This is a genomic window from Algoriphagus marinus, from assembly GCF_001936475.1.
GTDB lineage: Bacteria > Bacteroidota > Bacteroidia > Cytophagales > Cyclobacteriaceae > Algoriphagus > Algoriphagus marinus.
The window spans coordinates 96,025-120,691 of the sequence record NZ_MSPQ01000003.1 but is presented as its reverse complement, the minus strand read 5'-3'; the positions used below and the strand labels follow the sequence as shown (position 1 = coordinate 120,691).

The following is a 24,667-nucleotide window of genomic DNA, read 5'->3' as shown; positions in this document are numbered from 1 at the left end:
AGGCAGAAATTATATTCATTTTCTGCCTTTCTTTATTTTAAACTTACTTTTTACCTACAAGAATCAGTTCCTCTTGTGGCTCGATCAGATAAGTGGCACCATCTGAATTGACTACTGCCATTTCCTCTACAGATATGGTTTTGGTATTTCCATCAGGCAATTTCCAACAATGAAACCCATCGAAAGCGAAAGTCATTCCCTCCTTTAATTCTTTTTGAGCAGCCGGTCGGGGAGTAGGGCTTTGCGAACCTCCAAGATTCGGCCCCACATCATGTGCTACATATCCGACAGGATGGCCAGTGCTCCACATTACATATTCTGAACCTGCAGCTTCCATTAGATCACGTTGAGCCCGATCAACATCTTCTCCTTTAACCCCGGGTTTCATTGCTGCAAGCGCTGCTCTACTCCCAGCTTTACCGTGATTCCAATAGCTTTGGATATCGGCTGGAGCTTCTGTTTCACCATCTTTCAATACATATCCAAATCGCTGAATATCACTTACCCAGATATCATAGAGCTTGACTCCAAAATCAATTGAATCACATCCCCGCCCTGAATCACCTTATCTGTGGCATGAGAATGACCCCGATCAGGCCCAGAATTCACATTTGGATTTTTGATCTGGATGCCAAGCGTCAGTAACTCCATATTCAACCATTTTTGATTTTAAAAATCTTGCGACATCCGCATCTGTGGTTTTGCCGGGCTCTATCATTTGATAAGCTTCGTACTGGAAGTCCGAAGCGAGTTTTGCGGCTTGTTTAAGGATTTCAACTTCAGCAGGAAGCTTAATCGAGAGCCATTCATAGACAAGCTCAGTGGATGAAACCAATTTAGAAGCTTCCACACCCAATGCTTTTTCAAGTTCCAAATGCTGGGAATGTGTAAGCCCATCTGCGAGCGAGTTTGAGGCGGAAGTATTGATCGCAATGTTAGAAAAATTCTTTTCCTTGATAAAGCCAGCTGCTTGATCAAGAGTAGACATGCCACGCTCCACTCTTACAACCGTATCATGAATATCAAGTTCATCGAGAGCTGTAGCTTCTCCATCCGGAAAAAAAACCAACGAATGAAATCCCGCTTCATCGAGATAAAAAATAAACACTGCAGAACCACTGGCATTTTCCCCACCAATATGACTCGCAATAGGATCATTATTATTTTCTCTACAGATACTTACCCAACAGTCTACCCCGGCAGTTTTCATAGCCTCAGGTAGTAATTCAGAAATTCGCTCCTTTCTGATTTCTGGCCAAGGATTATTTGACCAAAGATTTTTAGTATTCTGGGTTACTTTCTACTTTTCGGTAGGCGGGTCGGAAGCCTGAAAAACCAAGAGAAACAAAAAAGCAAGATTGATAAGTCTGTTCATATTCGAATTTATTTTGATTTCGAAGATAAAATAAATTGGAAAATAGAATGCTTCAAAATCTTGAAATTAGCTATGCAGGAGAGGGAAAAATAGAGTAAATCCAAAAACTTGAGAGGTCTGTATTCTAGTTGATCCATAAAAAAATTTTAATTTGAACAAAAATAAGGTTTATGCGTGTTACTAACACAGCAATTTTACCTGCACCACCAGATTATTATGAAAATAGGAATTGTTTGTTATCCCACCTTTGGAGGTAGTGGAGTAGTCGCCACTGAATTAGGGAAGGGTTTGGCAAAACTGGGCCATGAAATTCATTTCATCACCTATAGACAGCCTTCAAGGTTAGATTTTTTTAGTGAAAATCTATTTTATCATGAAGTAGACATTAAGAGTTATCCACTTTTCGAGCATGCTCCCTATGAACTAGCACTAGCAAGTAAAATGGTCAGCGTAGTGAAATATGAAAAATTGGATCTCCTTCATGTACATTATGCGATTCCTCATGCTTCTGCAGCATACATGGCAAAGCAAATCTTAAAAACTCAAGGAATTCAAATTCCTGTGGTGACTACACTACACGGTACAGATATTACTTTGGTAGGAAAAGATCCAAGCTATGAGCCTGTGGTAACATTCAGTATTAACCAATCAGATGGGGTAACATCCGTATCAGAGGATTTGAAACGAGAAACTTATTCTCATTTTGAAGTAACTCGAGACATTGAGGTAATACCTAATTTTATTGATCTAGAGCGATTTAAGAGACAGAAAAAAGAGCATTTCAAATTAGCGATCTGTCCTAATGGCGAAAAACTATTGGTTCACACATCCAATTTTCGAAAAGTGAAACGGGTAGAAGATGTGATCAGAGTCTTTTTCGAGGTACGGAAAATGATTCCTGCTAAACTTTTACTTGTAGGTGATGGTCCGGAGCGAGATCGTATGGAACGTTTGTGTAGGGAATTGGGAACCTGCGAAGACACCCGATTTTTGGGTAAGCTTGATGCAGTAGAGGAGGTTCTTTCGGTTGCAGATTTATTCTTGATGCCTTCCGAAAAAGAGAGTTTCGGACTTGCAGCGCTAGAAGCAATGGCTTGTGAAGTTCCAATTCTTACTTCGAATGCAGGTGGGATCCCTGAGTTAAATGTAGATGGGGTAACAGGCTATGCCTGTAATGTGGGTGACGTACAGGATATGAAAGAAAAAGCACTGTATATTCTTGATGACAAAAACCTATCTACATTCAAAGCAAATGCATTGGCAAGGGCAAAAGAATTTGATATTTCTGAGATTTTGCCAAAATACGTGGCTTACTATCATCGGACTATTGAACTGACCATGGCTCAAATTTGATCAGAGATAGATTATAATGAGATAAATCATTCCTATTAAAAGTCGATTTACCTTACCTTTGTGATTAGAAAAACCTTTTTTAGGGAAATACGAATTATTACTTAAGTCATTAAAGTTGCATATGAAAAAGATTGGAAGATTGGAAAAGCCAGATAATTTTGGCTCCGCCCACATGTTCTCCAACCCTATTCTTGAAAGGATTTCGAGAACTCATATTTCTATACCTATCACTATGTTTCTAGTGATGGCTGTAATATCATTTTACATTGCCTATACTGAGACTAGTACTTTTCTTGGAACAGGAATATTATTATTAATCGCAGGATTTATCTTTTTTACTTTTGTGGAATATTTCATGCATAAGTATTTTTTCCATATGGAACCAAATACGCCGATCAAAGATAAAGTTCAGTATAGCATTCACGGAGTTCACCATGATTATCCAAAGGACAAAGATCGATTAGCGATGCCACCTTTTGTAAGTGCTGCTTATGCAGCGATTCTCTATTTGATCTTTAAATTAATTATGGGTGATTTAGCCTATTATTTTCTCCCTGGGTTCTTGATGGGATATGCGTCGTATTTGGGTGTACATTACATCGTGCATGCATTTCCACCGCCAAAAAATTTCTTCAAAACTTTATGGGTAAATCATGCAATCCATCATTATAAAGATCCAGATTCTGCTTTTGGAGTGAGTACACCCCTATGGGATATCATTCTGGGTACGATGCCTAAAAAGGACTAATATTTCAAACCTCCCCAATGGGAGGTTTTTTTATTCAATTTTCAAAAATGAAAGTATCAATCATAGGTCTTGGTTGGCTAGGACTTCCACTGGCAAAATCACTACAATCAAAAGGGTTTTCAGTAATCGGTAGTACCACTAGCTTAGAAAAAAGAGATAGGATTCAAAAACTGGGTATTACTTCAGTTCAGTTTGAAATGGCACCTCATCCAATAGGATTAGGATTCGCCCCTTTATTTGATGTAGACATTTTAATTATTACAATTCCCCCAAAATCAAGGCAGCAATCTGGAGACTTTTACCTCGAACAATTGAAATACCTAAAAAGCATGGTAACCAATTCAAAGGTGAAGAAGATTGTTTTCATCTCCAGCACAAGTATTTATCCAGAAGATCCGAGACAAAAAGAATATTTTGAATCTGAATCCCTCAATCTGGAAAACACGGGAAATAAAACCCAATTCAAGGGTGAAGCTCTTTTTCAAAATGAAAAAAACTATGACCTTACAATCATAAGGTTTGGTGGTCTGATGGGTGGGAATCGAATTCCGGGGAAATATTTTGCCGGTAAACAAAATGTAATAGGACATACCCGAGTAAATTTTATCCACATCCTCGATGCAATTGGAATAGTCGAATGGGTAATCTTGAAAGGACTATGGAACGAAACATTCAATGGTGTAGCACCTTTTCATCCTTTTAGAAAGGAGATTTATGAAAGGAATGCAATAGAATATGGATTAGACCCTCCCAAAAGTTATTCTCCTGGGAATAGTATCTTAGACCGGCTGATATCTTCCCAAAAAATTCAGGACTTTGGCTACCAATTTATAAAACCAAATCCTTTAGACTTCGAATACGATCTAAATGAAAGAATTTAATGGAGCTTTGCTCCATTTGGAACCGTCCGCTCCACAGACGTAAGTATAACACCGCCACCGGATGCTAAAAATCCTGTAACCAATACTTCGGACATAAAATCAGCAATTTGACGAGGCTTGAAATTACATACGCAAACAACCTGACGACCGATCAAATCGTCAATTTGATAATAATCTGTAATTTGAGCTGAGGATTTTTTAATCCCAACATCCTCTCCCAGATCCACCCAAATTTTATAAGCTGGCTTTCTTGCTTTTTCAAAGTTCTCCGCTTTGACGATAGTACCGACTCTAAGGTCTATTTTTTCGAAATCTTCGTAATCAATCGTTTGCATAGTGGATATTTTTACTAATTTTAGAAACCTTTTCGAAAAGTCAAAGTTAAACAACAAGACTAGAAATTTTAAAAATGACGGATTCATCCATATTCCCTTTCAAAAAAATCACCTTTTTCGGCATTGCTGTTCTGGGTTTTTGCTTTTTGCCGGAAGTTTCTTTCGCTCAAGAAGACTTAGGAAAAGTCGAATCAGAGATTTTAAAACCTTCGGATAGAGTTAATCAAGACAATAATATCAACCTCTTGGAAGGTAGTCCTGCGGGAGCTATTTTAAATCCCAAACAGACTGTTGTAATTCAAAAAGGAGCAACGGTAAAAAAAGAAAATCCATTAGTGGGTGAGGGCAAAAAGACCGAACCAGCACCTTCAACTCTAAACTTCAATATTTTTCTTTATATAGTTGACAAGTTCAAAGCAGATTGAAAAATTTAGAACATATAAAAAAAGAGGCTTAAAGCCTCTTTTTTTATATGTTCTCAGAATTAAATTTTTCCAACTCTTCTAATGAAATAAGTCCTTCGTAATAAGCTCTTCCAAAAACTGCGGCTTTAATTCCCATTTCTTTAAGCTTCCTGAAATCGTCTATACCCCTTACTCCACCACTGGCAGCTAAATGGATTGATGGAAAACGATCTCTTATTTTTTGAAAAAGGACAAAATTTGGACCTTCTGCTATCCCGTCACGAGTCACATCAGAGCATTTTAAGTATTTTAATCCTCGCTCGTGAAAGAATTCAATGTGATCAAAAAGATCAATTTCAGTCTTTTTTAACCAACCTCTTATTTTGATTTTCTCATCTGCCGGATTGACGTCGGCAGCTAAATTTATTTTTTCCCTACCATAGGAAAGTAAAAATTGCGCAAAGCGCTCAGGATTATTCGCTGCAATAGAACTTACAGTAATAGTAGCAGCTCCAAATTCAAAAGACTTGATTACGTCTCCGTCGGTTGTAATTCCTCCTGTGAAGTCAACTTTGAGATCTGTGTATCCCGTAATTGTTTCTAAAATATGATAATTTTTCGGCTCACCTCTTCTTGCGCCGTCAAGATCAACCAAGTGAATCCGCTTCAGACCGATGGACTCAAAAGCTTGGGCAATTTCAAGGGGATTATCCGAAATCACCTTCTCAGTGGAGAAGTCACCACGCTTTAAGCGGACACATTTTCCATTAATTAACCAAATCGAAGGGACTATTTCAAACATTACAGTGGGGTTTTGCTAAATTATTAGTATTGGTTTTTAAAACAGGTATTCAAAGATAATACAGGATAAGATTCTTCTGTAAAACTTCAAATCTATTCTTTCAGATTTTTGAATAAATAATCCGGTAAATCGAATATACTATAATAAATCTTGGTTTTTATTTTCAATATTTCAATTTAGCAACTTTTCCATTAGCTCCTGAAGCCCAAATTGAGGCTTCTGTGTGACCGATTTTCACAGAATGAAATCCTTCTTGAGAGAAATTTTGCCAAGAGACTCCACTATCTTTTGAAAAATCGGAGCCACTAGGTCCCACCGTTATTAACCAATCCAATCCTGGAAAAAATGTCACACCAGAACGATACCCTTTAGGAGAACTCCCTACTTGAATCCATTCCTCTAGGTCCAGAACAAATTTTCCGGAATTTTTAATCGAATCATTTTCTTTTAAGTAGTCTCCCCCTAAGGCGAAGAATTGATTTTTCCCGATGGCTGTAACTGCAAATATGCCCTGAGAACTTTCGCCTTGAATTAAAATGGAATTATACTTTCTCCATTGATCTCCTCCATTTTCAGAAATATAGAGATTAGCCTCAGACCCTCCACTTCCTAAAATTAACATCTCCTCAATTGCCAGTAAAGAGCTCGCGCTTGCAGCAAAACCTGCTTCACCAACTGCCGCCTCCGGAAGATTCAGCAGAGAATACCAAGTCTCCCCCTTATTTACTGTCTTTAATATAGTCCATTTACCATTCACTGGATCACCAATCACATAACCGGTGTCCTGGTTGGCAAAGGAAATTCCGTCTAAAAATGCCTGCTCACTTTCCTGATGCTTCAACTCCCAGGTTTTACCACCATCTGATGTTCGATAGATTACTGCCGGCTGACCAGCAGAAACTGCAACAGCATTTTCAGCATCAAATGCGTGAATTGATCTAAAATCGACAGTATCCAATCCCGCAATTACTCCATGATCCCAGGTTTTTCCACCATCTAAAGTTCGCAGCCAAGTACCCTTACTGCCACTCGCCCAGGCAATATCTTTAGTCAATGGAGAAAGTCCACGCAATGAAGATTTGACGGGAGTTTGAAATACTTCCCATCCTATTGGTGCTTCTGGGATTGGTTCGGTATTGTTTGAACAGGAAAAAAGCGCTCCTAAAAAGGAAAGCGCTATTAAAATTTGTCTCATTCTTTATTTAATTCTTTATATCAACTTTTCTATATGCAGCAATTAGAGCTTTTTCACCATCTATTCCCGGACCAGCATTTCCATGCTCCATACCCATCACTCCTTTGAACCCTTTTTCATGAATAAATTTAAAGACATTCTCAAAATTGATTTCTCCTGAACCTGGCTCCTTTCGTCCAGGATTATCGCCGATTTGGATATAAGCTATTTCATCCCAGGTTTTATCCATAGTAGCAATCAAATTTCCCTCATTCCGCTGCATATGATAGATATCATACAGAATCTTGCAACTAGGACTAGCTACAGCTTTACAAATCATATGGCTTTGATCAGCATGTCTCAGAAAGAGCTCCGGGGTGTCACTCAGTGGCTCCAGAACCATTACAAGGCCATGTGGCTCAAAAATCTCAGCACCTCTTCTAAGCGCCTCTATTACATGCCCAGTCTGAATGCCAATGGGTAAACTACGATCAAAGAATCCAGGGACCACAGTCATCCATTTAGCATTGACTCGCTTGGCTGCCTCAACTGATTGGCGGCAAGTAGCGAGAAAAGTATCTATAAACTCTTGCTTCCCAGTTGTAAGAGATGTTTTCCAATTATCTCCGCCATCTACTACAAAAACGCCCATCCTCATGCCTAACTCGGAGAGCATGTTCCCTATTTTAGTTTGATCCTCAACAGATCTTTTAAGCAGACCATTATCCTCTAAGGATCTAAATCCCTGATCAGCCATAAATCTCAACTCATCAAAAATCCCTCCGGGAGCTGAATTTTTGAACATTCCAAAATGTGGTGCAAAGTCCATGTTAAATGTAGGCTCAGCACTATTGCCCGCAAAAGAGGGAATGCTAGTGGCACCGGAAACTCCCAAAACAGCTCCTCCCAGTCCTATTTTTTTTATAAATCCTCTTCTTTTCATAGCCTAGATCACTTTAGTTTTTCCTGGAATTGCATGTGGGTAATAACCGTCTGGTCCTGGTAAAATTTTTGGCATCGCATCCCAAGCCAATTTCTCCGGAAAAAGATCCACAGAACCGTTTAAGGCTTCATCCCAAGTCAATGGTTTTCCAGAATAGGTGGCATAACGTCCCATAATAGAGGTCATCGTGCTTTTGGCGGCATTCTCTGCGTCTGCAAATTTATATTCTCCTTTGAAAAGCGTAGCCCAAAGCTCGTCATGCTCTTGCTGATATGGGTTGGGCTGATTTTCTCTTGAGTGATTGTAGAGTTCCTTCCCCTTCCAATCCGTCAAAATACCATGGTTCCCTGCACTTAGATAAGCTCGCCCATTGGTGCCTTGAAATGTCTCGTCTACCCGATTGGCAGCTCCTGGAAAATGGCGGCATTCGCTATGAATGACAGAACCATCTTCATAGGTAAACGATACCACGTGGTGATCGAAGATTTCTCCATGCTCCTTTCCAGTTCTCACTAATCTCCCTCCAGTACCTTCCGCTTTTACAGGATATCCTTTCTTAACCCAGTTAGCCACATCAATATTATGCACATGCTGCTCCGTGATGTGATCTCCACAAAGCCAATTGAAATAATACCAGTTGCGCATTTGGTATTCCATTTCAGTCTGTCCCGGTTGACGCTCTCTTACCCAGACACCGCCATCATTCCAGTACACTTGCCCTCCGGTAATTTCACCGATTGCACCGTCATGGATCTTGGCGATAGTATCCCGATAATTATTCTGATAATGGCGCTGCAAGCCAACCACTACATTAAGCTTTTTAGCCTTTGCTTCCTCAGCAGCTTTCAATACTCTCCGGATACCAGCTGCATCTGTAGCTACTGGTTTTTCCATAAATATCTGCTTGCCTTGCTTGACAGCTTCTTCAAAATGCATTGGCCTAAAACCAGGAGGTGTAGCCAAAATCACCACATCAGCAGCTGCAATTGCTTCTTTGTAACCATCGAATCCCACTAATTTCATTTCCTCAGAAACAGCTACTTTAGCTGCGCCATATTTTTCTAAAATCAATTTATGGCTATTATCTAATCGGTCTCTAAAAGCATCTGCCATCGCAACCAGCTTGATGGGATGACCCGTTTCCATTGCCTGGAATACTGCACCAGTTCCTCTTCCGCCACATCCTATGACGGCAAGTTTGAGCTCATTTACAGGAGCAGCGTATGCGCCTGGAAGAACAAATGGGGATGCAAGGACTCCACCGGTCACCAAGGCTCCGGTTTTGATAAAGTCTCTGCGGGAATTAGAGTTTTTCATGATTGGGTTATTTTAGGTTTAATAATCAGTTATTGGGCTTGCGGTATAATAGTTCTTAATTAATTCTGGCGAAGGTGGATTGAGCGGTCTCACTAACCTAATTCCCAAAAAGGGAGCTTCTGGAAACCACCATTGGCTTTTTGGGATTTGAGGGTCAATGCGCTTCCAGTCCGGAGAGGTTTGAAAACGCTTTGTAGCGCTAAGCTCATCTGCAGCTGTAGCAAAACTTCCTCCTCTTACCACTCTAGAATAGAGTTTTACCGGAGGGTTCTGAGGGTTTAGGGAATTTGATTTCTTATAAAACTCAGGATCATAGAGATCATACGTCCATTCCAAAACATTCCCATAGATATCATAAAGACCCCAAGGATTTGGCTTTTTGGTACCGATTTTCTGGGTAGATTCTTTTGAATTTTCTTTGATCCAGGCATAATCAATTAGCTGACTTGGATCATCTCCAAAGAAAAACCTAGAATTGGACCCTGCTTTTGCAGCATATTCCCACTCGGCCTCTGTCGGGAGTCTATAAAAAATACCAGTCTTCAGGTAGAGCCAATGACAATATTGAATAGCTCCATATTGGGTCATACCAACTGCAGGTTTTCCTTCTTTTCCCATTCCAAAAGTCATGTCCAGATAGGGTAAACTTGGTCTACTTAATCCATCCACAATCTCTCCTATCGGCTCCTCAGAGATAGCTAACTCATAATTTTTATCCAAAAAAAGCTCGAAAGCTTCCCAATTGACTTCATGAGTACCCATCCAAAAGGCATCTAATTTTACCTTATGAGCGGGTTTTTCATCTTGGTTATTAGAATCATCATTTCCCATTAGAAACTCACCTTCTGGGATAGGAGTCATATCAAAAGTCACTTGAGTACCAGGAATTTTCTGGGTATAGGCTTCAAAAAGAGAGCTCCTATTTGAAATGAAACTGACCAGATAGCCAGCAAAACCCAAGAATCCCAGAAAAATAAAAGTTCTTTGAAAAGTACTCATATGTTTGATAGGTAATTGAAATACAACTAGATGCTAAGAAATTTTATCCAGATTTGTGCAAAGGGATTTATAATCGGTTTACAACTTCTTTTTTTGGTATTCGAATAGACCACATTCCCCTTAAATCACCAATTTGATGACCTTTGGCTTTATCATTCGGATAGATGGAATCAATCTTTTGAAGCGTTTTGGAATCTATTTCCTTACTTGGATCACCGTGACAACTCAGACAAAAGGCACCTGGAATTACAATTGCTTTAGTATATAACAATACATCACCATTCTCTACTTTTTGAATACTGGGTTCGCTCTTGATCCCATTTTCCGCATTGTATTCATAGGCTTCCAGCAGTGGCTGCTCGTCTTCGTTGGGTTGATCAGCCGGGTTGCGGTATCGATTTGAAGCCCTACGAATGCTGACGTTATATTTTTCAGCAACTTCATTCAGAAGAGGAGTAGCATTCACATTACAAAATTCAACTGCACCGTCTACTCCTTTGTCAGCGATTGCTTTTTGCAGATTGGAGATCAATTGAACTTGAGCTTCGGTAGCAATCGAATCTCCCCAGATCATTGCTTCCTGCACAATTTCAAAATCTGAAAGTTTTTTCACTTCCATCTTCTCATTTACTGCCTCAAATACCTCTTTTGAAACTCGCTCCTGAGGACCGCAGGAAGAAATTAAAAGTGCAGGAATAATCAGTTTTACTAATACTTTCATTTTTCTTATCATTTCTATTCTTCTAAAGCTACAAATCTCGGATCAAAATAGAAATCCATAATCAGCCTTTTAAACGAGCTATATCAAGATACCACTTTGACAACTAGCAAAATCACGTATTTTTGTTTGAAATCCCTGAATCTAAAGAATGCGAAAATTCTTACTTCTATTTTGCTTATTTTTTATTGGTTCCATTTCCCTCTGGGCGCAAACTTGGACTCGTATGCAAAGTTGGGGACTAGACTTTGAATCCATAAACTGGGTAGATTCCGAATTAGGATTTATTGTAGGGGAAAATTTAATAATTCGAACCATAGACGGTGGAATCTCTTGGAAAGAATATCCGATAACCTTTGAAGGGAAACTAAAGGACGTGGATTTTTGGGATAAGGACCTTGGAGTCGCTGTAGGAGAAAATGGATTGATTTTTAGAACCAGTGATGGTGGTGGGAATTGGATAAAAATCAGTCCTCCCACCACTTCCAATTTATTGAGTATCGCTTTTTCAAACTCGACCAAGATTATAGCCATTGGTGAAAACGGGCTAATTTTTCGCTCCGAAGATGCAGGCCAGACTTGGAGTTCTATTCTCTCTGGATCAAACCTTAATTTAAACGACCTATTTGTCGTCAATCAGGATACTGCCTTTGTAGCATCAAATGAAGGGAAAATCCTTCGGACTTACGATGGGGGATTACAATGGATTTCAATTAATTCCGGACAATCTCAAAACCTGAAAGGGATAACTTTCTCCACAGCCCTAATCGGGTATGCGGTAGGAGATCAAGGGACAATACTGAAAACCATCAATGGAGGTGAATCATGGACGGCCGCGCCCTCAAACGTAACTACCGAACTGAGAAAAGTATCCATCAGTCCGATAGACATTAGAATCATAACTATAGTTGGAGAAAATGCTACCGCCTTACGATCCACCAATTCTGGAGCGAGTTTCGCTAAGGTAAACCTTGGGGCAACAAATCAAAGAGATTTGATAGCTCTTGCCTTCAAACCTAGCTCCAATTTGGTGATGGCAATAGGTCAGGATGGTTATTTAATAAGCTCAACTAATGCTGGAAGCAGCTATACTCAAAGACTCGCAGGAATAAGGAACAATTTCTCAGGCACCGATTTCAAATCAGATAGAGCTGGCCTGATTTCAGGGGAAAATGGCCAATTTTTCTTAACTACAAATGGAGCGGTAAGTCTTACCAGTAGGCCCTTACCGGAAAGTTTGAATCAAGTGAGTCTTGATTTTTGGAATACTTCTTTTGGATATGTATCAGGAGAAGGAGGCAAAATGTATCGAACTGGGAATAGTGGATCAAGCTGGGTTTCTGTCCCAGCTCAAACTAGTGAAACTATTAATGGCTTTTACCTTTTTGCTCCATCTGTCGCTTACATTGCAGGAAGTAATGGCTACATCGCAAGATCATTTGATTCAGGAGGCACTTGGGATTCAAACATTGCAACCAACACCTCGGAAAACCTTCGCGATATAACTTTCTTCGATTTTCAAGTTGGTTTTGCAATGGGAGATAATGGTCAAATCAGCTGGTCAAACGGTGGAAACGTCTGGGAAAATCTTCCAAAACTTACCTCCGAAAATTTGAATGCGCTTGCTAAAGTGGATTCTTCCACCGCAATAATTGTAGGAGATGCAGGGGTGATTTTGAAGTCAGAGGATAAAGCTAGGACGTGGAGAAGGATTGAATTGGAAGAAACTGAGAATCTAAATTCTGTAGATTTTTGGGACGAATTCATTGGATTCGTAGTGGGCGACAATGGAAAAACACTCCAAACCAAAGACGGTGGAGAGACTTGGGTTGAAATTCCCAGTGGGACAACCAGAAACCTGACTTCAGTAAGCGCAGGCAACCCGGTCGTTGCATTTGCTGTCGGTGAAGATGGTACAATTCTGAATTACAGATGTGTTCCTCCTACAGATGTGAGCGAAGTAATTGGTGCCCAGAATAGCTGTCTAACAATGCAAAAATATTCGATTTTGGATAGCCCAGTTGATGGCTCTGAATTGGTATGGAGGGTCGATGGAGGAATTATTGTAGCCGGTCAAGGAAGCAGTGAAATTGAAGTAATGTGGACTATTCCTGGTAAAAACGGAGTTTTTGTCAGCAGACAAAACTTCTGTGGTAATGGTGAAACTTCCTTTATGGAAGTATTGGTGGATGATTTGGCATCTTCTGAACTACAAATTACCGGGGATGGTAAAGTCTGTAAAGAATCCGTTTATTCTTACTCTGTCCCTGTCAAATCAGGTGTCACTTATAGTTGGACAGTCACCGGAGGCGAGATTACTTCAGGTCAGGGAAGTGCGTCGATCTTAGTGGAATGGTCCTTGGAGGGGAATCAGCTAGTTTCAGTAACCCAAGAGAATATCTGTGGAAAGTCTAACCCTATCGAGCTTCCTATCTTGGTAACAGCAGCCCCCCCTCAACCTAGTGAGATTGTAGGTGAATCCCAGACAGGGCTTGGAGATCAATTCTATGAAGTCGAACTTCAAAATGAAGTCAATTTTATATGGGAAATTTCAGGCGAAGGCATCATTGAACAAGGTCAGGGCTCAAATCGAGTTTTAGTGACGTGGCAAAATGAAGGGGATTTTCAACTGAAAGTGACCCCTCAAAATGAATGTAATGAGGGAGTTACCAGAGTTCTTGATGTAAATGTAAATATCATCACAGCTCTGCCAGAAAAAGAAATCACAGGAATTAAGATTTATCCCAATCCTTCCTCCGGGATAATTTTCATTGAATTTGAAGGCTCCTCTAGTTGGGAATCACTACTCTTGGTAAACTCTATAAGTCAAGAAATCCAATCATTTCAGCAAACAGGAACTATAGATCGGATTCGAATAGAGAATTTAAAAAAGGGGCTATACATCATTCAGCTTCAGAGCAAGAACTCAATAAGCCAATACAAAGTAATTGTGAATTGATGATGATTATTGCTCTCCTCGAATTCTCACATACTGAAAAATATCCCCTACAATCCCATTTTTAATAAACGCTTTTTTCAAAATAGCTTCAGGGAAGTAGCCTGCCTTTTCTAATACGCTCATCGATTGACCATTGAAATCATATACTTGAGCATAGATTCGCTGTATATCGAATTTTTGAAATATAAAATCTGAGTAAAGTTTAATTGCTTCTGTGGCAATTCCTTTGCCCCAAAAAGGCTCGCCTACCCAAAAGCCTAACTCCATATTCGTTCTAAGCTCATCCTTACCTCGCTCTGAGCCTACAGATCCTGCTAGCTTACCTTCAAATTCAATTGCAAAATTTTGAGGAGGATTGAATTTTTGATTATGCTCAATCCAGTGCCTCGCATCATGAATGGTATAGGGCTGAGGATAGCTATCGCGTAGATTCATAGCAATCTTGGGATTATTAGCCAGTGGATAGAGCTGATGAAAATGAGCTTCATTCCAGCTCACCAAATTGATTCCTCGTTCTCCAGTAATAATCATAAAAGTTTGATTGTTAATTGTTCAAGATAATAGGCTATTCTTAGAAAAAATAAATTTCTAAGGGATTTTATACAAATTGTATACCTATTCTTCAATCCCGCTTGTCTGCATTTTTTCAAGGTTTTCTGCAAACCTCAATGCGGATATAAATTCACCAATTTGCCCATCCATGACCTCAGGTAGGTTATAGACTGTCTTATTGATCCTATGATCTGTCACCCTTGACTGAGGATAATTATAAGTCCGGATTTTATCCGAGCGATCACCACTTCCTACCATAGACTTCCGTTGGGCACCTACTGCGTCATTATGCTTTGCCAATTCAATCTCATAAAGCCTAGAGCGAAGGACTTTTAGTGCCTTTTCAAAGTTTTTGATTTGAGACTTTTCATCCTGGCAAGTTACTACTAACCCAGTTGGATTGTGGGTCAATCGAACAGCTGAATAGGTTGTATTTACCGACTGACCACCAGGGCCAGAAGAACAGTAAGTGTCTTTTCGTACGTCATTCATATCTATATTGACTTCCACCTCATCCATCTCAGGAAGCACCGCAACTGAGGCCGCAGAGGTGTGCACTCGTCCTTGGGATTCTGTGGCCGGAACACGCTGCACTCGATGAACACCTGATTCGTACTTTAGCATCCCATATACATCTGCTCCCGAAACGGTGGCAATGATTTCTTTATAGCCACCAGCTGTCCCAAAAGTCAAATCAAGTACTGTCAGTTTCCAACCCTGCAATTCACAGAATCGCTCATACATTCTAAAAAGATCACCGGCAAAAATGGACGCCTCATCTCCTCCTGCTCCTCCACGGATTTCCAGAATACAATCTTTGGAGTCATTGGGATCTTTGGGAATCAAAAGTTGTTTTAACTCTTCTTCCAACTCAATTTTCCTAGGTCGTAGTTCTTCCAATTCAGCCTTCGCCATTTCGCGAAATTCAGCGTCTTTTTCAGTATCTAAAATTTCCTTCGAACTGGTTAAGTTTTGTAAGACAAGCACGTATTCATCGTAGATCTTTACGATTTTTTCCAAATCCTTATATTCTTTGTTGAGCTTGGCATACTTACTCATATCTGCCATAGACTCCGGCATTACGATCAATTGACCAACTTCCTCAAATCGTTCTTTAATAGCTTGTAATTTATCCAGCATAGTTTTTTCTTCGCTCTACAAAAATAGGAATTTTTATTTGTGCTAATTCTAAACTGACATTCGATTACTGCGTTTCAATGGAGTAATTAAATAATCTGATTATCCGCAATCTTGCCAGTAACCTAAAATTCTTTGCTCATTTGGCTAGAAGACGGAAGACCGGTGACCGAAGCAGCATCGATGCTAGCTTTAACCCCTTCTTTTATTGCTTTTAGCTATTTACTGGCAGAAAAGCGGATATACATATTAAATAACTTCTCATTTTGAAAAAACTCTCCTTTTTCGTTTTTCTACTGATATCTATTTCAGCATTCCAATGTGAAGATCAAAAGCCCATTGACGATTGCATTGACCCTGAAAAGATTAGGACAGGTATTTGCACAACGGATTACAATCCCGTTTGTGGCTGTGATCTAAAAACGTATAGTAATGCCTGTTCAGCTGATCTTGCCGGGGTCAAATCCTGGACTTTAGGAGAATGCAAGTAAAAAGGCTATCGAATCGATAGCCTTTGAAATTTATTCTACAGTAACTGACTTGGCTAAATTCCTTGGTTGATCCACGTTGCAACCTCTCATCACAGCAATGTGATAGGATAGTAGCTGAAGTGGCACCACTGAAACTAAAGGAGCAAAGGCCTCATGAGTTGCTGGAATTTCTATCACGTGGTCAGCCATTGCTTTTACCTGTGTATCACCTTCGGTAACAACGGCAATAACTTTTCCTTTTCTGGCTTTTACTTCTTGGATATTGCTAACTACTTTTTCATAAGAGCTGTCTTGAGTCGCAATAAAAATCACCGGCATTTCCTCATCAATTAATGCAATCGGACCATGCTTCATCTCTGCTGCTGGATATCCTTCAGCATGGATGTATGAAATCTCTTTCAACTTCAAGGCTCCTTCTAAAGCAACCGGGAAATTGTATCCTCTTCCCAGATAAAGCGCATTTCTAACATTTTTGTATTCTCCTGCAATGTATTTGATCGCTTCATTACTTTGCAAAGCCTTCTCAACTTTACTTGGTATAGCCTCAAGCTCGTTTAGCAATTGAATGTATCTGTTTTCAGGTAGAGTCCCTCTTTGATAACCTAGTTTCAAAGCCATCATCGCCAAAACAGAAATTTGAGCTGTGAACGCTTTGGTAGAAGCTACTCCAATTTCTGGTCCAGCGTGCGTGTAAGATCCAGCATGGGTAGCTCTAGGAATCGAAGAACCCACAACATTACATACTCCAAAAATTGTTGCGCCTTTTGACTTTGCAAGCTCAATTGCAGCTAAAGTATCTGCGGTTTCTCCGGATTGTGAAATAGCAATAACAAAATCTTTTTCGCTGATTACTGGATTTCTGTATCGAAATTCCGATGCATATTCCACCTCCACAGGTACTCTTGCAAACTCTTCAAACAAGTATTCGGCAACTAAGCCTGCGTGCCAAGAAGTACCGCAAGCAGTGATAATGATTCGTTCTGCATTTTGGAATTTATTCATGTAGTCACGAAGACCACCAAGAACCAATCTTCCAGATTTTGCATCCAGTCTTCCTCTAAGGCAATCCGCAATTGATTTTGGCTGCTCATAGATTTCCTTTAACATGAAATGCTCGTAACCGCCTTTTTCGATTGCCTCAAGCTCCATTTCCAATTGATTGATGTAGGGACTAGTCTCTACATTTTCAATGGTTTTAACTTGAAGTCTATTATTCCGAATTACTGCAATTTCATAATCATCTAGATAAATGACCTTATTAGTGTATTCGATAATCGGTGTAGCATCAGATGCTAAGAAGTACTCATCTTCTCCAACTCCTATCACCAAAGGAGAACCTTTTCTTGCAGCGATAAGCGTATCAGGCTCCTCTTTATTGATCAATACGATCGCATATGCTCCTACTACCTTGTGTAGTGCAAGTCGAAGTGCTTCTTCAAGACTACAGTGATTGTTGATTTGAATATCTTCGATAAACTTAATAAAGACCTCAGTATCCGTATCTGACTGGAAGGTGTAGCCTTTCTTCTCAAGGTCCTTTTTCAACACCTCGTAGTTTTCGATGATCCCATTGTGGATCATAGCTATTTTCTCAGAAGAAGAGTAATGCGGATGAGCGTTTGCATCATTCGGTTCACCATGAGTAGCCCATCGGGTATGACCAATACCTATCTTCGAAGTCAAATCAAACGAAGATTCCAGATGTTTTTCCAATTCGGAAACCTTCCCTTTCTTTTTATAAATACTCAAGCCATTGGAATCTAATAGCGCTACACCCGCACTATCATAACCTCTGTATTCTAATCTTCTTAAACCTTTGATGATGATTGGCAAGGCTTCCTGCTGACCAACGTACGCAACAATTCCACACATATTGAAAAATTTTTTAGCTTTTTATTTACTTCTACAAAGAAACATGATTCCATCCAAAAAAAATAGCCCACTTCACCTTTTTAGGGAAGTGGGCTAGCCTAACTTTTTCGAAAACGATTGTGTTACCTGATTTTCGAATAAATAACTTTTACTTTTATATTTTCCTGATTGACTAAAAACTCTCTAAATGAACGTTTAAAATCATCTCCGGAAGTCTGGGGCGAATTCCCATAAAGCAACCAATCTCTTCTTGTTATCTCTTTTCGGTAAAGAGCTCCCAAGTATGAGCTAATCTGTGTTACATAAATACCAGTATTCTCATTAAATCTAAGTATGGTTGGAGCATTTACAGCTGGTCGCTCATTTCCATCAGCATCTAACTCTATCTGTGGCTGCCCATCTGTTTGCAAAGTTAACGGAAGACCATCTGACCTTGTCAATATACCATTTGAATTATCTGTAAAATAGATAATCATTGAGGAAAGCGGACTCTGAGTTTCAGGTTGATCCTGAATCTTTCCAATTTCGAAATTAACCTGATTAAATGTCACCCCATCCAAAGTGTCTAAAAATGGATCAAATGGACTAGTATCTAATTTAATTGTCATTCCTAGATTGGCTTTCAATCCTACTAAAGGTCCGACGTCATAATCTTTCCCCAATTCCTCAACGATTGCTGTCGCTGAACCGGATCGATCACTTTTCACTCCATTAAAGCTTCTTGATGAAGCAGTGTTGATTTCGTAAATAGAAGGGACAGTATCCCCTTGCAAATGGTAATAGAAAGATAAGTTTGTAAGGAAACCGAGATTGACTCCGACTGTAGCATTGTCCCCTTCTCTTGCCGTAACTGCAATCCCTGGAAAATACTCTCTAAAACTAAAAAGATCATTAAACTCTCTTCCTCTTACAATTTTTTCAAATAATTCAAAACCAAATTCTTCATCAACGGGCATTTTAATTGTCGTGTCCTTTACATCACCAAAAGTGATTTCTGCTTGAGAGAAGGGCTTATTCTCATAGGACAGTTCATCAAAATTGTAATATAGCGTATCCAGTATTGGTTGAGTCAATTTATGAATCGAGATCTGTTTTGGTTGATCTAGATTTTCACCATTAACACTTACAACATCCAGAAAAAAGAAAACAGAATCAAAAAATGCCTCTCTTGTTGGCCTGTCTTCTGTAACATCAATAAACATTCTTGAAAAACCTCTTCCGGAGGACTTCCCGAAAAAAGGATCCTCTTCTTCCCCTACTATCAGTACTCCTTGATTTGTGGTATTAAAAGAATCAAGTAAAACTACCCTAGCAGGCAACTCAATTTCAGTGAAAAACACACCGATTTGATTATTTCCGGGCGCAAGCTGCAAGCCTACCGTGGCAGGATCACTACAGGAAAAACTAAGAAAGGAAATAGAAAGGATTGCCCACAGGGCAAACTTAACCGGCGAGGTTGGTATATATGTCGTAAAGCTCTTCGTGAGCTTGTTCTTCTGATTCTGATTCAATGCTGATTTCAAACTTCTTGTCTTTTGAGAGACCCTCGATTAGTTGGTTTAATTCTGCGGAAACTTCACCGCCTTTGACTATCAAATCGGCATATTCCATACCCATCTTGATAAATCCTATGTAGTCTTTGCTCATCAAAGGTGCTAAAATAGCGTCATCTATATCCACCATCTTAACCTTGTTTAACAAATCATCGCCAAAGGTATGAGAAAATCCATTGTTATAAACTGCAAAAACAGATTTAGTGTTCTTGAAGAGAGGCTCACTTTTGTAAGTAGTCTTCAAATACATAGGAATCAAGCTTGTCATCCAATCATTACAATGAACGATATCCGGAGCCCAACCTAATTTTTTAACTGTTTCAATCACACCTTTACAAAAGAAGATCGCACGTTCATCATTGTCTTCATAGAATTTCTTCTGCTTGTCATGAAATACGTGTTTTCTTTGGAAGTAATCTTCGTTGTCAATAAAGTAAACTTGCATTTTCGCATTAGGAATTGAAGCTACTTTAATAACCAGCGGCTTCTCTTCGTCTCCGACTGCGATATTAATTCCGGACAAACGAACAACTTCATGTAATCTGTTCTTTCGCTCATTTATCAAACCAAATCTTGGTACTAAAATCCTGATCTCCATGCCTCGCTCTTGCATAGCTTGTGGTAGGGCCCTCAGGAAGTTTGCAACTTGGGAAGTTTCAAGAAAAGGATTGATTTCACTTGCGACGTAGAGAATACGTAAATTGGACATAGTTATCGGATTTTAAGTATTAAGGTGATAAACAGCTGCGCAAATATATAAAAAAAATGCTGAAACGCCTTGTATTTCTGAATATTAATATAGATTTGCCCCTATTTACCCATTAAATACCCTCTCTCTTTTGATACAGATTAAGCACCGGGACGACTGGCATGAAAAATGGCTCAATGCCATTAAATCAAATAAAACTATAGGATTTGTACCTACCATGGGAGCACTTCATGAAGGCCATTTAGAGCTCATTCGTGCCTCCAAATTGACTTGTGATATTACTGTAGTTTCAATTTTCGTAAACCCAACACAGTTCAATAATTCTGAAGATTTCGGTAACTATCCTAAAACTCTAAATGAGGATTTAGAAAAATTAAAACAAGAAAAAGTTGATTATGTATATACGCCATCGAATGATGATATATATACAGAACTGCCTATCCTCAGTTTTTCCTTTGGAAGATTGGAATCAACTTTAGAAGGAGCATTCAGACCTGGACACTTTAACGGAGTTGGGATTGTAGTATCTAAGCTATTCAACATAATCAGACCAAGTAAATCATTTTTTGGCCAAAAAGATCTGCAGCAAGTTGCAATAATCAGGCGACTAGTTACCGACCTTTCATTTGATATTGAATTGATTGTTGTCCCAACTAAAAGGGAAACGGATGGCCTTGCGATGTCCTCTCGAAATCTTAGACTCTCTCCAATAGAACGGGAAAGCGCTCCACTATTATTCAAATACTTAACAAAGGCAAAAAGTGAACTATTGGCAGGAAAAAGCTGGTTTCAGGTACAACAAGAAATTGTCGAAGATTTTAAAGAAGATTCATTGATAGACCTGGAATACTTTGAACTGATTCATCCTGAAACCTTTACCCCCTATCAAGAATTTGATTCAAATGAAAAATCTTCAATTTGCCTAGCAGCATACCTAGGAAAAATTAGATTGATCGACAACCTCCCCATAATTTCTTAATTTTGCGGCAAAACTAAACCAATGCAAATTCAGGTATTAAAGTCAAAGATCCACCGTGTGAAAATCACACAGGCGGAATTACATTATGTAGGTTCTATCACCATTGATGAAGATCTTATGGATGCGGCGAATCTGATCGCAAATGAAAAAGTCCAGATCGTAAATATCAACAATGGCGAGCGTCTGGAGACCTATGTCATCAAGGGCGAAAGAGGTTCGGGAGAAGTCTGTCTGAACGGTCCCGCTGCTAGAAAAGCACAAGTGGGAGACATCGTAATCATCATTTCCTATGCAGGAATGGAACTCGAAGAAGCAAAGAATTACACACCAAAGCTGATCTTCCCAGACGAACAAAACAAACTAATCTGATGCTTCAGAAAAACTTTAAACAAATTATCCAGCTGACAATTTCTCTTGGAGTTGCCGGCTGGATTTTTTGGTTTTTATACCGTGATATTGCTTTTGATAGTTTGATTGAGCAGGTCAAGTCCAGTAATTGGTTTTGGATCCTTACCTCCTTGGCAATAGCACTGGTAGGGTATTGGGTCCGAGGATGGCGATGGAGTCTTTTGATCCAGGAAGATGAGGGTCTCAAAGTCACTCCGAATAGAGCTTATCATGCAGTGATGGTTGGATATCTGGTCAATATGCTGATCCCAAGGGCTGGAGAAGTAGCTCGCTGCGGAGTCCTCACCCGAACAAACGGAGTTTCTTTGGGGCATTTAGTCGGGACTGTAATCGTCGAACGAAGCGTAGATTTGATTTTTTTGATTGGCACTATCCTTTTAGCTTTTTTGGTAGAAAATGAGCTTTTCTTAAATCTGGCTAGTCAATTGGTAGATTTGAAAGCTTTGGGCGAAGGTATCCTCTCCAATCTTCCTATAGCTTTGGGTGGCTTGATCATTTTTATCCTATTTATTTATCTTGTTTTTAGAAGGTTCAAAAACCACTCGTTGGTAAACAAAATCCAGCATTTTTTCCGAGAAATCGGAGGTGGTTTAAAATCCGTCGGTAAACTCAAAAACCCTTTAGGCTTTCTGGGTAGTTCAATCTTGATTTGGGTGTTTTATTTTATGACCATGTACACTGTTGCATTAGGAATCCAGAGTACTGCCAATTTGTCTTCAAGTGAAGTGCTTTTGGTAATGGTAATGGGCAGTATTGGCATGATTGCACCTGTTCAGGGAGGCATAGGTACCTTTCATGCGCTTGTGGCTTTCATTTTGATACAGCTTGGTGTATCCGAACAAGACGGGAAAATCTTTGCGGCAATCATACATGGCACTCAGGTTATTCTAGTCTTAGTCGTCGGTTTGATCAGCTGGATAATTTTAGTGAGAATTCCAGCTTGGAAAAAACCTGACTCGTTCTAATTTCGTAATCACATCGCTAACTAATTTAAAAATGATCATAGTAATCTTTGTAGTCTTTGCAGCAGCTGGTTTTCTAGTAAGCAGGACTTTAAAAAGTAAATTCAAAAAGTACGCTCTGACACCTTTGAAGGCAAATCTGTCGGGTGCTGAAATCGCCAAATTGATGCTGGCAGATAATCAAATCACAGATGTACAGGTAGTCTCCGTAGAGGGGCAGTTGACAGACCATTATAATCCTCTGAATAAAACTGTAAATCTAAGTCCGGATGTCTATTATGGCCGCAATGCTTCTGCTGCCGCTGTAGCAGCTCACGAATGTGGCCACGCGGTACAGCATGCAAAATCTTATGCCTGGTTGAACCTAAGATCCACCTTGGTTCCCATCCAAAACAGTGCGAGTAAGATTCTAAACATAGTTTTGATCGCATCCCTTTTTGGTGGTTTTGCATTAGGCCTTCCTTATGAGTTTGTCGGATATATCGTAGTAGGTGCTTATGGAGTAATGACATTATTTACCCTTGTTACCCTTCCTGTGGAATTTGATGCTAGTAACCGGGCATTAGCATGGGTAAAGACCCGAAACATTGTCACTCCCGACGAATATGCAATGTCAAAAGACGCATTAAAATGGGCGGCAATGACTTACGTAGTAGCAGCCTTAGCAGCTTTGGCAACATTAGCCTATTATATTTTCATCTTTTTTGGAAATAGAGATTGATCCAGATCAAATAACTAATTCGAAGAGGGGCAAGGTTTTGCCCCTCTTCTTTTTTTGATTTAATTTCAAGACTGAATTAAACCCAAAAATTTAAAATATGCATTTCCAACTTACTGAAGAGCATTTAGCAGTACAAGAAGCGGCGAGAGAGTTTGCACAAACTGAATTATTACCGGGAGTAATTGAACGTGACTCAGAAGCAAAATTTCCAAAGGAGCAGGTTAAAAAAATGGGCGAACTTGGATTCATGGGAATGATGGTAGATCCAGCGTACAACGGTGGGGGAATGGATACCATCTCTTATGTTTTGGCTATGGAAGAACTATCCAAAATTGATGCTTCGGCTTCAGTTTGCATGTCAGTAAACAACTCTCTGGTATGTTGGGGTCTGGAGAAGTACGGTTCAAAGGCCCAAAAAGAAAAATATTTAAAACGACTAGCTACTGGCGAAGTTATTGGTGCTTTTTGCCTTTCAGAACCTGAGGCTGGCTCTGATGCTACTTCACAGCGGACAGAGGCGCAACTTAATGGCGATCATTATATTTTAAACGGAACGAAAAACTGGATCACCAATGGCTCTTCCGCAAGCATTTATTTAGTAATCGCTCAAACCGACGCCAGTAAAGGCCATAAAGGGATTTCAGTTTTCATAGTAGAAAAAGACTGGGATGGATTTATAGTCGGTAAAAAGGAAGATAAACTTGGAATCCGTGGTTCTGACACCCATTCGCTTATGTTTACCGATGTCAAAGTACCTGTGGAAAACAGAATCGGAGAAGAGGGTTTTGGATTTACTTTTGCAATGGAAACACTCAATGGCGGTAGAATAGGTATAGCAGCACAAGCCTTAGGCATCGCAGCTGGAGCTTATGAGTTTGCCTTGGCCTATTCCAAAGAGAGAAAAGCTTTTGGCAAACCAATTAGCCAACATCAGGCGATTCAATTCAAGCTTGCAGATATGGCTACGACTATTGAGGCCGCAAGACTTCTAGTCTATAAAGCAGCTTGGCTCAAAGATCAAGGTGAAGATTATTCCCACGCTTCAGCAATGGCCAAACTTTATGCATCACAAGTAGCCATGGATGTGACCATCGAGGCTGTTCAGGTACATGGAGGATACGGCTATGTTAAAGAATATCATGTCGAGCGCTTAATGCGAGATGCAAAAATCACCCAGATCTATGAGGGAACTTCTGAAATTCAGAAAATAGTCATATCTCGAGGAATTTTAAGATAAAATTAAGCTCCTTATGTGAAGGGTATAATTTATAGAAA

25 protein-coding genes are annotated in these 24,667 nt (G+C 39.6%); 11 read left to right on the top strand and 14 right to left on the bottom strand.

All coding sequences use genetic code 11. The features are described 5' to 3' along the window. Positions 1–43 precede the first annotated feature (43 nt). Entirely contained in the window at positions 44–538 is a 495-nt protein-coding gene (locus tag BVC88_RS21535) for a M24 family metallopeptidase (protein ID WP_262481235.1), read from the bottom strand. 54 nt (positions 539–592) lie between these two features. After that, positions 593–1,210 (bottom strand): hypothetical protein, encoded by a 618-nt coding sequence (locus BVC88_RS21530; RefSeq protein ID WP_245803613.1) that lies wholly within the window; start codon positions 1,208–1,210, stop codon positions 593–595. Positions 1,211–1,591: 381 nt separating this feature from the next. On the opposite strand from BVC88_RS21530, the gene bshA reads away from it, so the two are divergent. The 3 genes from bshA (at position 1,592) to BVC88_RS07275 (ending at position 4,357) form a co-directional block, all read left to right on the top strand. Beyond that, positions 1,592–2,728: an N-acetyl-alpha-D-glucosaminyl L-malate synthase BshA gene (gene bshA / locus BVC88_RS07285; RefSeq protein WP_075350005.1), complete on the top strand. Its 1,137-nt coding sequence runs from the start codon at positions 1,592–1,594 to the stop codon at positions 2,726–2,728. A 121-nt stretch (positions 2,729–2,849) separates the two neighbouring features. Then, positions 2,850–3,476: a sterol desaturase family protein gene (locus tag BVC88_RS07280; protein ID WP_075350004.1), complete on the top strand. Its 627-nt coding sequence runs from the start codon at positions 2,850–2,852 to the stop codon at positions 3,474–3,476. Positions 3,477–3,523: 47 nt separating this feature from the next. Next, the gene (locus tag BVC88_RS07275; protein WP_075350176.1) at positions 3,524–4,357 is read left to right on the top strand and encodes a Rossmann-fold NAD(P)-binding domain-containing protein; all 834 of its coding nucleotides are present in this window, start codon (positions 3,524–3,526) and stop codon (positions 4,355–4,357) included. On the opposite strand, the gene BVC88_RS07270 is transcribed toward BVC88_RS07275, so the two are convergent. After that, on the bottom strand, positions 4,354–4,692 hold the full coding sequence (locus BVC88_RS07270; protein ID WP_075350003.1) for a tRNA-binding protein: 339 nt from the start codon (positions 4,690–4,692) through the stop codon (positions 4,354–4,356). The two genes, BVC88_RS07275 and BVC88_RS07270, sit on opposite strands and share 4 nt — an antisense overlap. A gap of 74 nt (positions 4,693–4,766) precedes the next feature. Here BVC88_RS07270 and BVC88_RS07265 point away from each other — a divergent pair, with 74 nt between their 5' ends. Further along, positions 4,767–5,117, top strand: a complete 351-nt coding sequence (locus tag BVC88_RS07265) for a hypothetical protein (RefSeq protein WP_075350002.1) — start codon at positions 4,767–4,769, stop codon at positions 5,115–5,117. Between the two features lie 43 nt (positions 5,118–5,160). On the opposite strand, the gene BVC88_RS07260 is transcribed toward BVC88_RS07265, so the two are convergent. From BVC88_RS07260 to BVC88_RS07235, 6 genes are all read right to left on the bottom strand, one after another. Next, positions 5,161–5,898 carry a 1-(5-phosphoribosyl)-5-[(5-phosphoribosylamino)methylideneamino]imidazole-4-carboxamide isomerase gene (locus BVC88_RS07260; protein ID WP_075350001.1) on the bottom strand — a complete coding sequence of 246 codons (738 nt, stop codon included), beginning with the start codon at positions 5,896–5,898 and terminating at the stop codon, positions 5,161–5,163. Between the two features lie 163 nt (positions 5,899–6,061). Next, positions 6,062–7,093: a WD40/YVTN/BNR-like repeat-containing protein gene (locus BVC88_RS07255; protein WP_075350000.1), complete on the bottom strand. Its 1,032-nt coding sequence runs from the start codon at positions 7,091–7,093 to the stop codon at positions 6,062–6,064. Positions 7,094–7,100: 7 nt separating this feature from the next. Continuing rightward, positions 7,101–8,015: a hydroxypyruvate isomerase family protein gene (locus tag BVC88_RS07250; protein WP_075349999.1), complete on the bottom strand. Its 915-nt coding sequence runs from the start codon at positions 8,013–8,015 to the stop codon at positions 7,101–7,103. 3 nt (positions 8,016–8,018) lie between these two features. After that, positions 8,019–9,332 (bottom strand): Gfo/Idh/MocA family protein, encoded by a 1,314-nt coding sequence (locus BVC88_RS07245; protein ID WP_075349998.1) that lies wholly within the window; start codon positions 9,330–9,332, stop codon positions 8,019–8,021. An 18-nt stretch (positions 9,333–9,350) separates the two neighbouring features. Beyond that, the gene (locus BVC88_RS07240; protein WP_075349997.1) at positions 9,351–10,331 is read right to left on the bottom strand and encodes a formylglycine-generating enzyme family protein; all 981 of its coding nucleotides are present in this window, start codon (positions 10,329–10,331) and stop codon (positions 9,351–9,353) included. A gap of 67 nt (positions 10,332–10,398) precedes the next feature. Then, positions 10,399–11,052, bottom strand: coding sequence for a Tll0287-like domain-containing protein (locus tag BVC88_RS07235; RefSeq protein ID WP_075350175.1), 654 nt, complete (start codon positions 11,050–11,052; stop codon positions 10,399–10,401). A gap of 223 nt (positions 11,053–11,275) precedes the next feature. On the opposite strand from BVC88_RS07235, the gene BVC88_RS07230 reads away from it, so the two are divergent. Next, positions 11,276–14,008, top strand: a complete 2,733-nt coding sequence (locus tag BVC88_RS07230) for a YCF48-related protein (RefSeq protein WP_175574388.1) — start codon at positions 11,276–11,278, stop codon at positions 14,006–14,008. A 6-nt stretch (positions 14,009–14,014) separates the two neighbouring features. On the opposite strand, the gene BVC88_RS07225 is transcribed toward BVC88_RS07230, so the two are convergent. After that, complete coding sequence (locus BVC88_RS07225) at positions 14,015–14,539, bottom strand: GNAT family N-acetyltransferase (protein ID WP_075349995.1); 525 nt, start codon at positions 14,537–14,539, stop codon at positions 14,015–14,017. Between the two features lie 84 nt (positions 14,540–14,623). Continuing rightward, on the bottom strand, positions 14,624–15,700 hold the full coding sequence (gene prfA, locus BVC88_RS07220) for a peptide chain release factor 1 (RefSeq protein WP_075349994.1): 1,077 nt from the start codon (positions 15,698–15,700) through the stop codon (positions 14,624–14,626). 263 nt (positions 15,701–15,963) lie between these two features. On the opposite strand from prfA, the gene BVC88_RS07215 reads away from it, so the two are divergent. Beyond that, positions 15,964–16,188, top strand: coding sequence for a Kazal-type serine protease inhibitor family protein (locus BVC88_RS07215; protein ID WP_075349993.1), 225 nt, complete (start codon positions 15,964–15,966; stop codon positions 16,186–16,188). A 30-nt stretch (positions 16,189–16,218) separates the two neighbouring features. Here the strand turns inward: BVC88_RS07215 and glmS are convergent, their stop codons facing one another. The 3 genes from glmS to BVC88_RS07200 form a co-directional block, all read right to left on the bottom strand. After that, on the bottom strand, positions 16,219–18,060 hold the full coding sequence (gene glmS / locus BVC88_RS07210; RefSeq protein WP_075349992.1) for a glutamine--fructose-6-phosphate transaminase (isomerizing): 1,842 nt from the start codon (positions 18,058–18,060) through the stop codon (positions 16,219–16,221). Positions 18,061–18,182: 122 nt separating this feature from the next. Next, positions 18,183–19,583 (bottom strand): DUF4270 family protein, encoded by a 1,401-nt coding sequence (locus BVC88_RS07205; RefSeq protein ID WP_083639038.1) that lies wholly within the window; start codon positions 19,581–19,583, stop codon positions 18,183–18,185. Further along, a complete protein-coding gene (locus BVC88_RS07200; protein WP_075349991.1) occupies positions 19,504–20,322 on the bottom strand; it encodes a glycogen/starch synthase in 819 nt (272 codons plus the stop codon). The genes BVC88_RS07205 and BVC88_RS07200 overlap by 80 nt, the downstream gene beginning before the upstream one ends. Positions 20,323–20,452: 130 nt before the next feature. On the opposite strand from BVC88_RS07200, the gene panC reads away from it, so the two are divergent. From panC to BVC88_RS07175, 5 genes are all read left to right on the top strand, one after another. Beyond that, positions 20,453–21,301 carry a pantoate--beta-alanine ligase gene (gene panC / locus BVC88_RS07195; RefSeq protein WP_075349990.1) on the top strand — a complete coding sequence of 283 codons (849 nt, stop codon included), beginning with the start codon at positions 20,453–20,455 and terminating at the stop codon, positions 21,299–21,301. A 21-nt stretch (positions 21,302–21,322) separates the two neighbouring features. After that, the gene (gene panD, locus BVC88_RS07190; protein ID WP_075349989.1) at positions 21,323–21,670 is read left to right on the top strand and encodes an aspartate 1-decarboxylase; all 348 of its coding nucleotides are present in this window, start codon (positions 21,323–21,325) and stop codon (positions 21,668–21,670) included. After that, positions 21,670–22,674, top strand: coding sequence for a lysylphosphatidylglycerol synthase transmembrane domain-containing protein (locus BVC88_RS07185; protein WP_075349988.1), 1,005 nt, complete (start codon positions 21,670–21,672; stop codon positions 22,672–22,674). Before panD ends, BVC88_RS07185 begins: the two co-directional genes overlap by 1 nt. A 31-nt stretch (positions 22,675–22,705) precedes the next feature. Next, complete coding sequence (locus BVC88_RS07180; protein WP_075349987.1) at positions 22,706–23,392, top strand: zinc metallopeptidase; 687 nt, start codon at positions 22,706–22,708, stop codon at positions 23,390–23,392. A gap of 97 nt (positions 23,393–23,489) precedes the next feature. Next, positions 23,490–24,629 carry an acyl-CoA dehydrogenase gene (locus BVC88_RS07175; protein WP_075349986.1) on the top strand — a complete coding sequence of 380 codons (1,140 nt, stop codon included), beginning with the start codon at positions 23,490–23,492 and terminating at the stop codon, positions 24,627–24,629. The last annotated feature ends 38 nt before the right edge of the window (positions 24,630–24,667 follow it).

Excerpts from the sequence above, each read along its gene's own strand:
- panD (WP_075349989.1), top strand. The coding sequence starts at position 21,323 with ATGCAAATTCAGGTATTAAAGTCAAAGATCCACCGTGTGAAAATCACA.
- BVC88_RS07200 (WP_075349991.1), bottom strand. The coding sequence starts at position 20,322 with ATGTCCAATTTACGTATTCTCTACGTCGCAAGTGAAATCAATCCTTTT.
- BVC88_RS21530 (WP_245803613.1), bottom strand. The coding sequence starts at position 1,210 with ATGAAAACTGCCGGGGTAGACTGTTGGGTAAGTATCTGTAGAGAAAAT.
- BVC88_RS07270 (WP_075350003.1), bottom strand. The coding sequence starts at position 4,692 with ATGCAAACGATTGATTACGAAGATTTCGAAAAAATAGACCTTAGAGTC.
- bshA (WP_075350005.1), top strand. The coding sequence starts at position 1,592 with ATGAAAATAGGAATTGTTTGTTATCCCACCTTTGGAGGTAGTGGAGTA.
- BVC88_RS07225 (WP_075349995.1), bottom strand. The coding sequence starts at position 14,539 with ATGATTATTACTGGAGAACGAGGAATCAATTTGGTGAGCTGGAATGAA.
- BVC88_RS07230 (WP_175574388.1), top strand. The coding sequence starts at position 11,276 with ATGCAAAGTTGGGGACTAGACTTTGAATCCATAAACTGGGTAGATTCC.
- BVC88_RS07280 (WP_075350004.1), top strand. The coding sequence starts at position 2,850 with ATGAAAAAGATTGGAAGATTGGAAAAGCCAGATAATTTTGGCTCCGCC.
- BVC88_RS07240 (WP_075349997.1), bottom strand. The coding sequence starts at position 10,331 with ATGAGTACTTTTCAAAGAACTTTTATTTTTCTGGGATTCTTGGGTTTT.
- glmS (WP_075349992.1), bottom strand. The coding sequence starts at position 18,060 with ATGTGTGGAATTGTTGCGTACGTTGGTCAGCAGGAAGCCTTGCCAATC.
- BVC88_RS07175 (WP_075349986.1), top strand. The coding sequence starts at position 23,490 with ATGCATTTCCAACTTACTGAAGAGCATTTAGCAGTACAAGAAGCGGCG.
- BVC88_RS07255 (WP_075350000.1), bottom strand. The coding sequence starts at position 7,093 with ATGAGACAAATTTTAATAGCGCTTTCCTTTTTAGGAGCGCTTTTTTCC.
- BVC88_RS07250 (WP_075349999.1), bottom strand. The coding sequence starts at position 8,015 with ATGAAAAGAAGAGGATTTATAAAAAAAATAGGACTGGGAGGAGCTGTT.
- BVC88_RS07245 (WP_075349998.1), bottom strand. The coding sequence starts at position 9,332 with ATGAAAAACTCTAATTCCCGCAGAGACTTTATCAAAACCGGAGCCTTG.
- BVC88_RS07260 (WP_075350001.1), bottom strand. The coding sequence starts at position 5,898 with ATGTTTGAAATAGTCCCTTCGATTTGGTTAATTAATGGAAAATGTGTC.
- BVC88_RS07180 (WP_075349987.1), top strand. The coding sequence starts at position 22,706 with ATGATCATAGTAATCTTTGTAGTCTTTGCAGCAGCTGGTTTTCTAGTA.
- BVC88_RS07265 (WP_075350002.1), top strand. The coding sequence starts at position 4,767 with ATGACGGATTCATCCATATTCCCTTTCAAAAAAATCACCTTTTTCGGC.
- BVC88_RS07235 (WP_075350175.1), bottom strand. The coding sequence starts at position 11,052 with ATGAAAGTATTAGTAAAACTGATTATTCCTGCACTTTTAATTTCTTCC.
- BVC88_RS07275 (WP_075350176.1), top strand. The coding sequence starts at position 3,524 with ATGAAAGTATCAATCATAGGTCTTGGTTGGCTAGGACTTCCACTGGCA.
- BVC88_RS07185 (WP_075349988.1), top strand. The coding sequence starts at position 21,670 with ATGCTTCAGAAAAACTTTAAACAAATTATCCAGCTGACAATTTCTCTT.
- prfA (WP_075349994.1), bottom strand. The coding sequence starts at position 15,700 with ATGCTGGATAAATTACAAGCTATTAAAGAACGATTTGAGGAAGTTGGT.